Raw genomic sequence first — 13108 nt, forward strand, 5'->3', positions numbered from 1 at the left:
GGTGGCGCCGATCTGCGCCAGCTCCATCAACGATGCCCACAGGCGATCGCCGTTGATGCGCAGGTTCTCGATGTCGGGTTTGACTTTGGTGTCCATAGAAGCTCCAGAGATATAGCTCAGTCAGGGGTATGCGAGCACGTCGCCCAGCGGGTAGACGGGCTGGCGCAGGTTTTCGAACGGGAACAGCTGGTAGTCCGAGCTGGTTACGCCGGGGCTATCGCACTCCACCAATCCAGCAGAGAGCGGCACAAAGACCGGTCGGCAGTACATGCGCGACTTGAGCAGCAGGTAACGATATGCCGTGGGGTCCAGGCCCACACAAGAAAAAACGCCCAGATCCCACGGTTCGTGCGGCTGCTCCACCACCACGATCTGCGTGCCGCCGGCATCCAGCCAGACGGCACGCCCCATGGAGCAGCGCTGGCCGGTGTATATCGGGCCCGTCACGGTGTAGCTGCCGTCGCTGATGGCACGGACTGTGCCCTGAACCAACACGGGCTCTTTGACAATGCCCAGCCGAGCCAGCGGCACCTTGTTGCCCAAGCGCACCGACACGTGCGCGCCCACACCGGCCGCCACGAGCTGCTCAACGGCCTCCGGATCAGACAGCGGCCCCGTGGCGATACCAGTCAGGCCATGCTGCCAGGCGGCCTGCAGTACATCCATGGTGTCGCAGGTTCCTCCGGACATGCAGTTGTCGCTGTGATCCAGCAGCAGTACGGGCTTGCCCACCCCTTCGGCCATGCGCTGCGCCCGAACGAAGGCTTCGGCCAAGGGCTCGCTGGCATACACGTAGCCTTCACGTTCCGCCCAGATCTGGGCAGCCACGCGGTCCAGCGCAGCGGCGCACAGCGCTTCACCCTCGGCAGTGCATTCCGCCGTGGCCACTACGCTCACGCATGGTGCGGCAATGTCGGCCAAGGAGAAGCCCGCAAAGATGGTCATGGCTGGCACACCCTCCCCTTCGGCCTGCCGCGCCGAGGACACGGCGGCGGCCATAGCGCCACCCAAGGTCGTGCTGCGCAGGGTGTGACTGAGCAGCGGCAACTGTCGCCAGCGCACGGCGTACCTCGTCCCTTGCTGCAACATGTGCAACACGAGACGTGCCGCGTGCTCGCCCGTCTCGTACATGTCCACATGCGGGTAGGTCTTGAACCCCACCATCACATCGGCGTTATCAACCATCTTCTGCGTGATGTTGCCGTGCAGGTCCAGAGCTACGCCCAACGGTACGCCAGGCGCAGCCGCCCTCACCCGGGCAAGCAGGTCTCCTTCCCCGTCCGGTGTGTTCTGCGCCACCATCGCGCCATGCAAATCGAGCAGGATGGCATCGCAACCCACCGCTGCGGCGACGATGCAGTCCGTCAACTGGCGGTAGGCGTCGGCATCTACCGGCCCGCTGGGGTTTGCCGTGGCGGAGACGGGCGTCACGCACTGCGCCCCTACCCGCTTTGCTGCATCAATGAAAGCCGCCATCGCCGTTCGCATGCCGAAGTTGGCATGGAAGGCCGCCGCGTCGTACTCGGGCGCAAACGCCTTCAAGGGCGTGGGTACCGGAGAAAAGGTATTGGTCTCGTGGTTAAGACGAGCAATCAGAAACTTCATGAAACGCCCTTCGGGATTCAATGCGGGATGGGCCAGAGCTCAGGCCAAGCCCACGCCCAGATAACGGTCTTTGACCTCTTCATCGGCAAGAAAGCTTGCGTTGTCGGCTGTGTAGACGATGCGTCCTTGTTCCAGGATGCAATGGCGGTCGGCCAGTTGCGTGCAGACCTCCAGGTTCTGCTCCACCAGCAAGATGGCAACGCCTGCGGCCTTGATGGTCTTGAGCTGGGCCACGATTTCCTCCACGATCACGGGAGCCAGCCCCTCCACGGGCTCGTCCAACATGAGCAACTTGGGGTCGTTCATCAGCGCGCGGCCGATCGCGAGCATTTGCTGCTCGCCGCCGGAGAGCTGCCCACCGCCGTTACGCTTGCGCTCCTTGAGCCTGGGGAAAATGCGGTACACGTCGTCCAGTTGCCAGGGTGAGCTTTTTCGCAGGCCCAGCATCAGGTTCTCTTCCACGGTCAGCAGCTTGAAGATGCCCCGGTGCTCCGGTACCAGACACACCCCCTGCCGGGCGATCACATGCGAAGCCTGACCCTGCAGCGGTTTGCCGGCAAATGCCAATCGGCCCTGCGTGGGAGCGACTACCCCGGCAATGCTCTTGAGTGTGGTGGTCTTGCCTGCGCCGTTGCGCCCCAGCAGGGTGACCAGTTCGCCGTTACCCACCGTGAAACACACACCCTGAAGCACATGGCTTTTGCCGTAGTGGGCATGCAGGTTGTCAACATCGAGAATCATGCCTTGCCCCCTGTGATCATGTTGCCCAAGTACGCAGTCCGCACCCTTTCGTCGCTGCGTATGTCGTGTGGCATGCCTTCGGCCAGCACGCGCCCCAGCTGCATCACCGTCACGGTGTCCGAGATATCCATCACGATGTTCATGTTGTGCTCGATCAAGACCACCGTGTGTTCGTCGCGCAGGCTCTTGATCAAGCGCTTCATGTCGTCCAGGTCATCGATGCCCATGCCAGACGTGGGCTCATCCAGGAAGATGGCCTTCGGCCGTGCAGCCAGGGCCATGCCCACTTCCAGCCGGCGCTGCTGGCCATGCGAAAGATTGCCAGCGGGGGTGTCCGCGAGGTTCTCCAGTCCCACCTTGGACAGAACGGCGTCAACCACCTGCGACTGCGCACGCGCCCCTACCGGCTCGTGCCAAGGATTCAGGGCGCGTGCAGGCTGTACGCCTTGTGCGCCGAGGCGCAGGTTCTCACGCACGGGCAAGCTCAAGAACAGGCTGGTCACCTGGAATGAACGCGCAATGCCTCGCTGCACCCGCCGATGGTCTGGCTCATGGGTGACATCCTGTCCATCAAAAAGAATCCGGCCTCCACTGACTGCCTTGGTGCCGGTGAGCATGTGGAACAACGTGGTCTTGCCAGCACCGTTGGGGCCAATCACCGAATGCACGGTATTCGCACGCACCTGGAGACTTACACCGCCCAGCGCTGCAAACTTGCCATAGTGCTTCTCGACATCAATGGCTTCCAACAAGATCGGGGTTTTTGGGCTCATGCCTGTTCTCCTTTCGCAGGAACTGCAGCTCCCGATGGCGTCACCACCGTGCCAGCCGACTGTTTGCGATGCCCTTGCAGCCGATTCCAGACCGTTTCACCCAGGCCCCACAGCCCGCGCTGCATCCAGAGGCTCACGGCCATCAATGCAATGCCCAGCAGCAAGAGCCAACGCGGCCACAGTTGAGACAGCCAGTCGGCCAGCAGCAGGTAGAACGCTGATCCCAGCAGCGAGGCAAACAGGTTGCCCGTCCCGCCAATAACGGTCATCACCAGGATCATTTCACTGGTGTGGTACTCCGCGTTGGACAGCGGAGCCAGGCCGGTCATCATGGCATGCAGCGCCCCCGCGAGACCGGTGACAGCACCCGAGATCACAAACGCCTGCAGCTTGAGCAGCCTGAGGTTGTAGCCAATGGCAGCCGCACGCTCTTCGTTGTCTCGCACTGCCAGCAAGGTTCGCCCGAATGTCGAGCGTGACACCTTGAGCAGCAGCCAGAACACCACCAAAAAAATCAGCGAAACAAAACCATAGAACTGCCAGGGCGACGCCAACGTCCACAGGTCAAAGCCCAGGATGGACACATTGGGACGAGGGATATCCATCAACCCGTTGTCTCCCCCCGTCAAGCCGGTAGCCGTATAGGCAATGAAATAGAACATCTGCGCAAAGGCCAAGGTCAGCATCACAAAGTAGGTGCCACGCTGGCGAATGGCCACCCAGCCCACCACGGCCGCCCCGAGCGCTCCCATGACTGTGGCGAGCAGCAACGCAAGCGGCATGGGAACAGGCCAGCGGGTGAGTAGCAAGGCAACGGTGTAACTGCCCAGACCAAAGAAGATGCCCTGCCCGAACGAAAGCAAGCCGGTGAAGCCGAGCAGCAGATTGCAACCCATGGCCGCCAGCGCAAAGATGAGTACCTCGCTAGCCAAGGAGCCCGACTGCATCAGCAACGGCATGGCCACCACCACCACTGCTGCAAACAGAAAATGCGTGTATTTCTTCATAGGGTTCACTCCTTGCGGCCCAGCAGGCCGTGGGGACGCAGTAGCAGCACCGCCGCCATGGCCACATAGATCATCAGGCGGGCCCCTTCTGGCCATAGCGTGCTCATGACGCTTTGCACAATGCCGATCATCAATCCGCCCAGCAATGCGCCGCTGAAACTGCCCAGCCCCCCCACGACCACCACGACAAAGGCTACCGCCAGGGCTTCAATGCCCATGAAGGGTTCTGCTCCACGGATGGGAGATGCAAGCACGCCGGCCAGTGCAGCGGTGGCTGCACCCAAACCAAATACCAGGCTGAAAATACGCAGCACATTGATGCCGAGCAGCGAGACCATCTCGGTCGACTCGCTGCCTGCTCGCACAGCGCTACCGAGTCGCGTGCCCTCAAGAACCCACCACAGCAGCACTGCCAGCACCGAAGTAAAGCCGATCACGAACAGGCGGTACTTCGGGTAGATGAAACTGCCCCACATCACCACTCCCTGCAGCGCGTCGGGAACCGCCACGCTGTCACCCAGTGGGCCCCATTGCAGGATCACCAGCTCCTGGACTGCGAGTGCCAGACCCACCGTCACGAGGATGTGAAACTCATGGTCCGAGGCATACACGTGGCGCAGGACCAGCTTTTCCGTGGCCCAGCCAATCGCCCCCACCACCAGCGGCACCACTACCAGAGCCAACCAGAAGCTCATGCCCCATCGCGTCATCTGGTAGCAAAAATACGCTCCGATCAGGTAGAACGCCCCGTGCGCGAAGTTCACGAATCGCAGCAAACCAAAAACAATGGACAGGCCCACCGCCAACAGGAAATACAGCATGCCAATGCCGACTCCATTGATGACCTGTAGAAGGTAAATGTTCATAAAGTGCTCGGCCGAACGACCACCAGCCGCACCCTGTCGATGCCGCTGGGGTTCTCAAAAAAATGGGGCGGCCACAGCGCGCGCATGGGGCTATGCCCAGCCCGGCGGACGCCGCGAGGGTCAGGCGCGCTTGCAGCCCGTCTGGTCGATGGGCAGGAACGACTTGCCCGAACTGAGTACGTCCACGTAGTCGTCCTTGTTCTTCATCTTGGACTTGGCCTTGCCCTTGAGCAGGTAGTAGTTCTTGAGCACCTGGTGGTCCGCCTTTCGCACCTCTTCCTCACCGGTCAGACCCTGGTATTTGTGGCCCTCCAGTGCGGCGATCACGGCTTTTTGCTCCACGGATCCGGCCTTGATGATTCCGTCGATCAGCAGCTTTGTGCAGATATAGGAGCCCGCCAGGCTGTAGTTGGGGTTCATCTTGAGCTTGTCATTGGTGCGTTTGACAAGATCGCGGTTGAGTTCGGAATCCACCGTGTGCCAGTACTGAGCGCCAAAGTAGATACCGTCGCAAAGGTCAGCGCCCAGCGATTCGAACTGCTCCAAACCAGAGGCCCAGGCCACCAGGATCGTCATGTTCTTGTGCATACCAAAGCTCACGGCTTGGCGAAGCGTGTCGGCACATTGCGCGCCAAAGTTCAGCAGCAGCAGGACATCGGGCTTTGCGGCCAGAGCATTGGTGATGTAGCCGCTGAACTCCTTCTCGGTCAGCGAGTGGTAGCTGTTACCCACATGCTCGATCCCCTTTTCCTTGAAGATGTTCTTGGCAGCCGACAGCAGGCCATCGCCAAACACGTACTGCGGTGTGATGGTGTACCAGCGCTTGGCCTTAGGCATGGAATCGATCAGCGGGCGCACCGTCTGCTCGACGGCGCCGAAAGTGGGTACCGACCAACGGAAGGTCGCAGCATTGCAGTCCGACCCAGTGATTTCATCGGCCCCTGCCGTGGTCACAAACAGGCCGCCAGCCTTCTCGGCCTCCTTGCCCATGGCCAGGGCCTCGCCCGAAAGGATGCCGCCCGCGAAGAATCGAGCCCCTTGCTGCTGGGCTGCTTCCTGCACCTTGCGCACGGCTGTAGCGGGCTTGCCCTCTGTGTCCAGGAGTGTGTAGGCCAGCGGGCGATTGAGGGCTTTGCCATATTGCTCAATGGCCAGTCGCATCCCCATGTCGGCGAACTTTCCGTTGGCCGCAAAAGGACCGGACATCGGTACCGGACAGCCAAACTGAATGGCGCCCGGGGCCTGCGCAAAGGCGCTGCGGGTCAGGCCGATAGAGGCGGACAGCGCACTCAGTGCCGAGACTTGCAGAAGATGACGACGTTGCATGGAGGACTCCAGTGAGTAGAAGTGGGAGATCAAGAGTTGCCACCTCCATGGTGTCCAAGAAACCACCTTCCTGATCTTTCCAAATCTTTCATTTGGATTCATGCAAGCACAGGGTTAACCCAGCACGCTTTCGTTGCTGGCGCGGCCAAACCGCGGCGCGCTCCCCGTCTGGTTTAGCGCCGCTTCAACATGATCACGGGAGTGTCAATGCAGCCGTTGAGTGTCCTGCACGAGCTGTGCTGAGGCTGTAAAGGCGTAGCCAATCTGGTGCAGCGTCTTGACCGGCAGAGGTTCAGAAAACGCTTCCGCCGCCTTTTTGCGCAGCCTCGTGAGAAGCAAGTTGAGCCGTTCAGCCCCGTTTTGGGCACGAGCACCAAACAGGTGAGTGCTGAGGTCGCGCTTGGACACGGGCTGGCCATCCGCTCGCAGGAGTTGCTGCAAGAACATGAACTCGTGGGTCGTCAGTGGCAGACACTTGCCCTGCGGCGATGACAGTACCCAGTCCTTCATGGCCAGCACCCAGCACGCCGCCTTTGCGACAGGTATGGTCGCAGCAATCAGCGATCCTGCGGGGTCTACGGCTGTCCTGGGGGCAAGTCGGCTCGCCGTAGCGTCAATATTGGCGGCCAACTCCAGCAGGTTGACCGGCTTGACCAGGTAACGATCTGCCCCAGCACGCATTCCTGCCAGGCGATCGTCAAGTGAATCTCGGGCGCTGAGGATGATCACCCCCACCTCGGGTCTGGACTTGAGTAGCGACGCCACGCTGAGGCCATCCTCTCCGGGAAGCCCCAGGTCCAAGAGAACCACATCGACCGGCTGAACGGTGAACCCTTTGTAAAACGCCTCGGCGCTACCCGCACCCCAAACGCTATAGCCCGAGTCGAGCAAGAATTCCTCGATGCTGTGCAGTTGATCGGAGTCGTCCTCTACGATAGCAATGCTGGGCTTGGATTGGGTCATGTTGCGAATACCTCCGGCACCTGTCCGGAATGCAACATTCAGGCCACCGGTGTCACGTTCAACGGGATGTCGATCACAAAGCGAGTGCCTTGGGGTTGGACGGCCTGTAGCTGGACAGCCCCACCATGCAAGTCAACGATCCGTTTTACCAAAGCCAGCCCCAGTCCGGCACCGGGTTTGCCCTCTGCCGTACGGCCGCGGCGGTACTTCTCAAACACCAGCGTTTGCTCTTCCAGCGGAATGCCAGGGCCTTCGTCCTCAATGACAAAACGGCACTGGCCCTCTTGCTGATGCACGCTAAAAGACACCGTTGCACCCACCTCGGAATACTTGAATGCGTTCGACAGCACGTTCATGAGCATCACGCGCAACAGCACGGGGTCGCCGTTCAATGATGGCAACCCGGGTTCCACCGTCAGGTACAGCGGGTGCTCGGCAGACAGTTGGCCACCGTTTTCTGTTACCCACAGGCACAACTCTCCCACGTCAACGGGTACTGGCTCTACCGCAAAGTTGTGGCTATCAATGCGGTCCTGGGTCAGGCAGTTGTCAAAGAAGTAGCTCAATCGCGCCGAGCCCCGCAGGATGCGCTGCGCCAATGCCAGCTGCGCGGGCACATCCTTGGAGCGCAGCGCAAGCAACTGCCCGGCGGTGTTGATCACCGCCAGTGGAGAACGTACCTCATGGGACAGCATGGCGATGAAATGGCGCTGGTCGGTCAGCGTCTGCTCAATGGAGGCCACAGCACTCTCCAACTCCTGGGTGCGTTGCGCGACCATTTGCTCCAGATCTTCGGCATGCTCCTTTAAATGCCCTGCCATGTAGCCCATGGAATCCGCCAGAGACCGTAACTCGCGAATAGGGCTGGATTTCGGTGCCTGGGCATTCCAGTCGGACTGGGTCAGTCTGACTGCCCAGTCACTGAGTACCTGCAAGGGTCTCACCAACCGGCTGGCTACGAACACCGAAAACAGCACTGAAGCCAGCAAGACGGCCAGCGTGGTGTAGATCGTGTTGCGTAGCACCCCCCGCAACGGCGTGTTGAAGCGGCTCTCAGGCAGGATGATCGCCATCGTCAGCGCAGGACCGCGATCCAGCGCATGCGTCCACCAACGCGCCAGGTGGCGCACGCCGTCCACATCCATGAATCGGTTTCCCTCGCGTTGACCGCTCTGCAGGATGTGCTGCCCCAACGCACGCATCACGGGGTCGCGGCTTTGGTCGATGCGCACACGCTGCCCATCCACCAAAGCCGATACACCTGCAGACGGATCGTGCGAGGACATTGCAAGCAGTTCTCCCGAGGCCTCGGCCAGAAAGGCCCTGCCCCCGGACTCGGAGGCCAGCGCGGCCAGAAACTCGTTGAGCTGGGACAGCGCCACATCGGCGGTGACTACCCCGATCAAACTGCCATCGCGTGAGCGGACGGGAGCTGAAATCCCCATGCCAATTGCGGCATATGCGCCTTGCACATCGTTGATCATGTAGCGATAAGGCGCGTACCACGCGACCCCATCATTGGCAATCGCTGACTGGTACCACGGACGGGTACGTGCATCAAAGCCCACCTCGCTGCGGGAAATCAGCGTTGGCTCGCGACTCACGGCGTCGATACGCAAAACCTCCATGGCCCGGCCATCACTGATCCGTGCGCGCAGCATGCGCAAAGCGCGGTCCTCCCCCAAAGGGGGACGGCTGCCGGCGTAGTACTGACCATCAGGCATGCCCATGGATATGAAGGTCAGTTGGGGTTGCTGGTCGATCTGCAGCATGAACTGGCGCATCAACACGTCAGGTTGCTGAACCATCAGATATCCGGCGCGCACTTGCTCGACATTGAAAGCGACTACGCGCTGCGGCACATCAAAGAAGGAGACCACCTTTTCGCGGACCCTGCCTGAGACCTCGTCAGCCAATTGCAGCGCGAACTCTTCCATGGCACCCGTAGCAGAGCGATAAAACAAACTGCTGCTGGCAAGCACCAGGGGCAGCAACACCGCCAACAGTGCAAGTGTCAGGAAAGTGCGCAGGGCAAGACGGCGAGTGAACATTGGGAGATCGGGGGTGTACAGGCGGTGCACCGCAGAGACACGCCTGTGCGCGCGTTTCGGCGCGTTGCCTCGGATTCAATCACATGTACTCAACGCGGGGCCTTGAACCTTTGTTTGTCGCCCCCAATGCGACTCAACCTTAAGGTGCGCCTATGCGCAGTGTCTTCGGATGCCAAGTTCAGTTCACGTACTGTAGAACCGGTCATCGCCGTCTTCCGTCGCTTGCCTGGCCGAGAACGGCAATTGCTCAGGCATTTAGATAGACCACATGGTGTCTGCTTCTTCCCTCTTTCAGTGCAGCAGTGACTCTGCCTACTGCTATCAGGAATGCCAGTTACGCAGCGGTTGCTGTCATCCGATCTGCGCCGTTGAACGCGTACTGTCGGCCAAAAAGCGGCCACTCCTGGTGGCAGTCAGTAGGCTAGGCGCTTCCAGCGCTGCGATCACAATGCGGAGGACACCCGCTCGATGAGCCCACGCATCCACGCCTGCGCCGCGTTGGCATCGGCCCGTCGGTGCCAGATCAGGTTAAGAACGATTTCCGGCAAGGCGACCGGCGGAGGGAAGAAGGCCAGTTCCTTGCTGGCCAGCGCATGCGAAGCCACACGCTTCATGACCGTGGCGGCCAAGTCGGTGCGGGCGATGACGGCCGGCAGGGCGAACATCTGCGGCAGGGTCAGGCTCAGGGTGCGTTGCTTGCCGTGCAGCGCTAGTGCCTCGTCAACCAGCCCGTGGCGCTGGCCTTCCGGCGAAGCCAGGGCATGGGGCAGCGCGAGATAGGTTTTCAAGTTCATGCCGCGTCTTGCCGCCGGGTGGTCGCGGCGGAGAATGGTTATGAACTCATCCCGCAGGATGGGGCGCGCCAGGATGCGTTCTTCCGACTGGGTGGGCGTGACACCGATGGCCGCGTCGATGGCACCGGCATCGAGCAGACTCACCGCATGGTCCCGGTCGTGGTAGCCATGCACTTGTACGCAGATGCCCGGCGCCTCGGTGCCCAGCACCTGCATCAGCAGCGGCAACACGACGAAGGCAGCGTAGTCGGTCAGGCCCAGGTTGAAGGTCAGCCGGGCCTCCGACGGCACGAAGCCCGGTTGACGCACCAGGGCAGCCCGGATGCCGCCCAGCGCTTCCTGGATGGGCGCTGCCAGCTCGCGCGCCCGCGGTGTTGGCAATAGGCCGTCGGAGCTGCGGTGGAACAACGGGTCGCCCAACAGCAGGCGCAGCCGGGATAGGGCTGCGCTCATGGCTGGCTGGCTAACCCCCACATGCGCCGCAGCACGGGTCACATTCCGCTCAGCCATCAGTGCGTCGAAGGCCACCAGTAGATTCAAATCGACGCCATGAAAATCCATAAATCAAATAATCATATATATCAGCTATCTGTTGGACAGATTTTATCCTGGCATCAAAACTACAGGTCTTCCAAACCTGAAAGCAATAGCCATGATCACCCAAGACCTCGACATGACCGAACGCCTGCGCACAGAACGCCTGGCCGTCGAGACCCTGTACCGCGCCTTCAGCGAACAATCTCCAGACCTCGTTGACACCGTGCTCGCCCCGGACTGGGACGACATTCCGCTAGCACCCGGCCAGGAGTCCGGCCCCGCAGGCATCAAACCCATCATCCAGAGCGTGGCCAAGGCCTTCCCCGATGTGCGCGTCGTCATCCATGACGTCATCCAGGCGCCCGGCCGCGTTGGCGTGCGCGCCGAGATCACCGGCACGCACCAGGGCGAGCTGTTCGGCATTGCCGCTACCGGCAAGAAGGTGAGCTTCCGTCTGCACGAGTTCCACACGGTCGAGAAAGGCTTGGTCAAGACGACCTGGCACATGGAGGACTGGTTCGGCCTGTTCCTGCAACTCGGCCAATTCCCGCTGCAAGCCTGATCCTAGGAGTACCCACCAATGAAAGCAGCCCTGATTTCCAGCTTCGGCGGGCCTGAGGTCATCACCACCGGCGAACTGTCGTTGCCCAGCCTGCAGCCTGACGCGGTGCACATCCGCATCGAGTCCGCAGGCCTCAACCCGCTGGACGTGAAGATGATCGCCGGCTACCTGCAGCAGGTCTTCCCGGTCACCCACCCCTACGTACCGGGCACTGACTTCAGCGGCGTCATCGTCGCCGTTGGCGCCCAAGTGCAGCACCTGCAAGTGGGCGAGCGCGTCTACGGCCGCACGTCCCCGGTCGTCGGCGGCGCCTTCGCCTCCGAATTGATGATCGCGGCCACCGAGGTTTGTCCCATCCCGGCTGACATGTCCTTTGAGCAGGCCGCATCCCTGCCTACCACCTTCGGCACCGCCCACCAGGCGCTGTTCGCTGTCGGAGAACTGGCCGCCGGCGAACGAGTGCTGGTACACGCGGCGGCCGGCGGCGTCGGCAACATGGCAGTGCAACTAGCTCGCCAAGCCGGCGCCCATGTCATCGCCACGGCCTCGGAGCGCAATGTGGAGCTGGTCAAGAGCCTGGGCGCCCACGAGGTCATCGACTACCGCACGCAGGACTTCAGCGCGCTACGGGACATAGACCTTGTGCTGGACCCGCTGGGTGGCGAGACCCTGGAAAAGTCTTGGGCGGTTCTGCGTGCGGGTGGCCGCATCGCCAGCCTAGTGGAGTTCGGCATCCAGGACCGCGACGGGAAGATCGGACGCTCGGTGTTTTTCGTCAGCGCGGCACCGACCCTCGCACTGGCCGTGGTGCACTTCCAGGCCGGTCAACTGCAGATCATCACTGACTCCGTCTACCCACTGGCCGAAGCCCGCGCGGCGCTTGAAAAGCAGGCCACCGGCCACGCACGGGGCAAAGTGCTGATTCGCCCCCCCGGCTGAACAAGGAGGTCAACCATGACAACCAAGAATCCGGAAGTGGTTTTGGTCACCGGCGCTGGCTCCGGCATCGGACGTGCCATTGCCCTGGCACTGGCGCGCGCTGGACACAAGGTGGTCGCCAGCATGCGGGAACCTGAAGGCCGCAACGCCGGGCGCAGCCTGGCTCTGCGCCAGTTGGCCGAGACGGAGGGGCTACGCCTGCAGGTACTCGAACTCGACGTGCTGTCGGAGACAGCGTGTCGCGCCGCAGTGGACGCCATCGAGGCCGAACACGGTCGGCTCGACGTGGTGGTCAACAACGCCGGCATGCTGATGACCGGCGTTACCGAAGCTTTCTCGGTGGAGCAGGTGGCCCGCATCATCGACACCAACGCTCTGTCCTGGCTGCGGGTCAACCGCGCGGTATTGCCGATGATGCGGCGCCAGGGCCGTGGTGTACTGATGTATGTCGGCAGCACCACCTCGCGCCTGCACGAGCCCTTTATTGGCCCTTACGTGGCCAGCAAGGCTGCCGGTGATGCTTTGGCCGAAGCCATGGCGATGGAGGTCCGGCCCATGGGTATCGAGAGCATCATGCTGGTTCCGGGCGCGTTCACGCAAGGCACGGAGCATTTCGCAGATGCTCATGGTCCAGCCTATCCTGCCATCGTCCGGCAATACGGCCCCTTGGCTGAACGTCTGCAAACGCTCGGCGGCAGGCTAGACGCTATCGACGCAAAACTCGGCGGTGCACTGGATGTCTCGGCCGTCGGCAGGGCGGCCGTGCATGCACTGGCCCATCCGCGCGGCAGCCGACCGTATCGCGTCACTGTGGATGGGCAGCAAAAGGGCACGGAGGCCATCGATCGCGTTTACCACGAGAAGCAAAGCGCATTTCTGCAGCAACTCGGCCTGGGAGATATGGTCCTGCCATGCGCATAGGCACCACTCCTAAACCACCCAAA

At 61.6% G+C, this 13108-nt stretch carries 12 protein-coding genes; 3 read left to right on the top strand and 9 right to left on the bottom strand.

All coding sequences use genetic code 11. From position 1 onward, the window contains the following. Positions 1-120: 120 nt before the first annotated feature. The 9 genes from DBR23_RS15785 to DBR23_RS15825 form a co-directional block, all read right to left on the bottom strand. Positions 121-1605 (bottom strand): M81 family metallopeptidase, encoded by a 1485-nt coding sequence (locus DBR23_RS15785; protein ID WP_108498871.1) that lies wholly within the window; start codon positions 1603-1605, stop codon positions 121-123. 39 nt (positions 1606-1644) lie between these two features. Then, positions 1645-2346 carry an ABC transporter ATP-binding protein gene (locus DBR23_RS15790; RefSeq protein WP_108498873.1) on the bottom strand — a complete coding sequence of 234 codons (702 nt, stop codon included), beginning with the start codon at positions 2344-2346 and terminating at the stop codon, positions 1645-1647. Then, entirely contained in the window at positions 2343-3119 is a 777-nt protein-coding gene (locus DBR23_RS15795; RefSeq protein ID WP_056743894.1) for an ABC transporter ATP-binding protein, read from the bottom strand. Before DBR23_RS15795 ends, DBR23_RS15790 begins: the two co-directional genes overlap by 4 nt. Then, complete coding sequence (locus DBR23_RS15800; RefSeq protein WP_108498874.1) at positions 3116-4126, bottom strand: branched-chain amino acid ABC transporter permease; 1011 nt, start codon at positions 4124-4126, stop codon at positions 3116-3118. Before DBR23_RS15800 ends, DBR23_RS15795 begins: the two co-directional genes overlap by 4 nt. 5 nt (positions 4127-4131) lie before the next feature. Next, entirely contained in the window at positions 4132-4992 is an 861-nt protein-coding gene (locus tag DBR23_RS15805; RefSeq protein ID WP_108498875.1) for a branched-chain amino acid ABC transporter permease, read from the bottom strand. Positions 4993-5112: 120 nt separating this feature from the next. Next, entirely contained in the window at positions 5113-6318 is a 1206-nt protein-coding gene (locus DBR23_RS15810; protein WP_108498876.1) for an ABC transporter substrate-binding protein, read from the bottom strand. Between the two features lie 204 nt (positions 6319-6522). Next, the gene (locus DBR23_RS15815; protein WP_108498877.1) at positions 6523-7281 is read right to left on the bottom strand and encodes a response regulator transcription factor; all 759 of its coding nucleotides are present in this window, start codon (positions 7279-7281) and stop codon (positions 6523-6525) included. 38 nt (positions 7282-7319) lie between these two features. Next, positions 7320-9332, bottom strand: coding sequence for an ATP-binding protein (locus tag DBR23_RS15820; RefSeq protein ID WP_108498878.1), 2013 nt, complete (start codon positions 9330-9332; stop codon positions 7320-7322). A 443-nt stretch (positions 9333-9775) separates the two neighbouring features. Next, positions 9776-10687, bottom strand: a complete 912-nt coding sequence (locus DBR23_RS15825; RefSeq protein WP_108498879.1) for a LysR family transcriptional regulator — start codon at positions 10685-10687, stop codon at positions 9776-9778. A gap of 91 nt (positions 10688-10778) precedes the next feature. On the opposite strand from DBR23_RS15825, the gene DBR23_RS15830 reads away from it, so the two are divergent. From DBR23_RS15830 to DBR23_RS15840, 3 genes are read left to right on the top strand one after another with little or no spacing between them, the layout of a single operon-like run. After that, a complete protein-coding gene (locus DBR23_RS15830) occupies positions 10779-11225 on the top strand; it encodes an ester cyclase (protein WP_108498880.1) in 447 nt (148 codons plus the stop codon). An 18-nt stretch (positions 11226-11243) separates the two neighbouring features. Further along, positions 11244-12164 (top strand): NADP-dependent oxidoreductase, encoded by a 921-nt coding sequence (locus tag DBR23_RS15835; RefSeq protein ID WP_108498881.1) that lies wholly within the window; start codon positions 11244-11246, stop codon positions 12162-12164. A 15-nt stretch (positions 12165-12179) separates the two neighbouring features. Beyond that, on the top strand, positions 12180-13085 hold the full coding sequence (locus tag DBR23_RS15840) for an SDR family NAD(P)-dependent oxidoreductase (RefSeq protein WP_108498882.1): 906 nt from the start codon (positions 12180-12182) through the stop codon (positions 13083-13085). The last annotated feature ends 23 nt before the right edge of the window (positions 13086-13108 follow it).

This window comes from Acidovorax sp. HMWF018 (assembly GCF_003061035.1).
Taxonomy (GTDB): Bacteria; Pseudomonadota; Gammaproteobacteria; order Burkholderiales; family Burkholderiaceae_C; genus Acidovorax; species Acidovorax delafieldii.

Excerpts from the sequence above, each read along its gene's own strand:
- DBR23_RS15795 (WP_056743894.1), bottom strand. The coding sequence starts at position 3,119 with ATGAGCCCAAAAACCCCGATCTTGTTGGAAGCCATTGATGTCGAGAAG.
- DBR23_RS15835 (WP_108498881.1), top strand. The coding sequence starts at position 11,244 with ATGAAAGCAGCCCTGATTTCCAGCTTCGGCGGGCCTGAGGTCATCACC.
- DBR23_RS15800 (WP_108498874.1), bottom strand. The coding sequence starts at position 4,126 with ATGAAGAAATACACGCATTTTCTGTTTGCAGCAGTGGTGGTGGTGGCC.
- DBR23_RS15810 (WP_108498876.1), bottom strand. The coding sequence starts at position 6,318 with ATGCAACGTCGTCATCTTCTGCAAGTCTCGGCACTGAGTGCGCTGTCC.
- DBR23_RS15815 (WP_108498877.1), bottom strand. The coding sequence starts at position 7,281 with ATGACCCAATCCAAGCCCAGCATTGCTATCGTAGAGGACGACTCCGAT.
- DBR23_RS15820 (WP_108498878.1), bottom strand. The coding sequence starts at position 9,332 with ATGTTCACTCGCCGTCTTGCCCTGCGCACTTTCCTGACACTTGCACTG.
- DBR23_RS15790 (WP_108498873.1), bottom strand. The coding sequence starts at position 2,346 with ATGATTCTCGATGTTGACAACCTGCATGCCCACTACGGCAAAAGCCAT.
- DBR23_RS15830 (WP_108498880.1), top strand. The coding sequence starts at position 10,779 with ATGATCACCCAAGACCTCGACATGACCGAACGCCTGCGCACAGAACGC.
- DBR23_RS15840 (WP_108498882.1), top strand. The coding sequence starts at position 12,180 with ATGACAACCAAGAATCCGGAAGTGGTTTTGGTCACCGGCGCTGGCTCC.
- DBR23_RS15785 (WP_108498871.1), bottom strand. The coding sequence starts at position 1,605 with ATGAAGTTTCTGATTGCTCGTCTTAACCACGAGACCAATACCTTTTCT.
- DBR23_RS15805 (WP_108498875.1), bottom strand. The coding sequence starts at position 4,992 with ATGAACATTTACCTTCTACAGGTCATCAATGGAGTCGGCATTGGCATG.
- DBR23_RS15825 (WP_108498879.1), bottom strand. The coding sequence starts at position 10,687 with ATGGATTTTCATGGCGTCGATTTGAATCTACTGGTGGCCTTCGACGCA.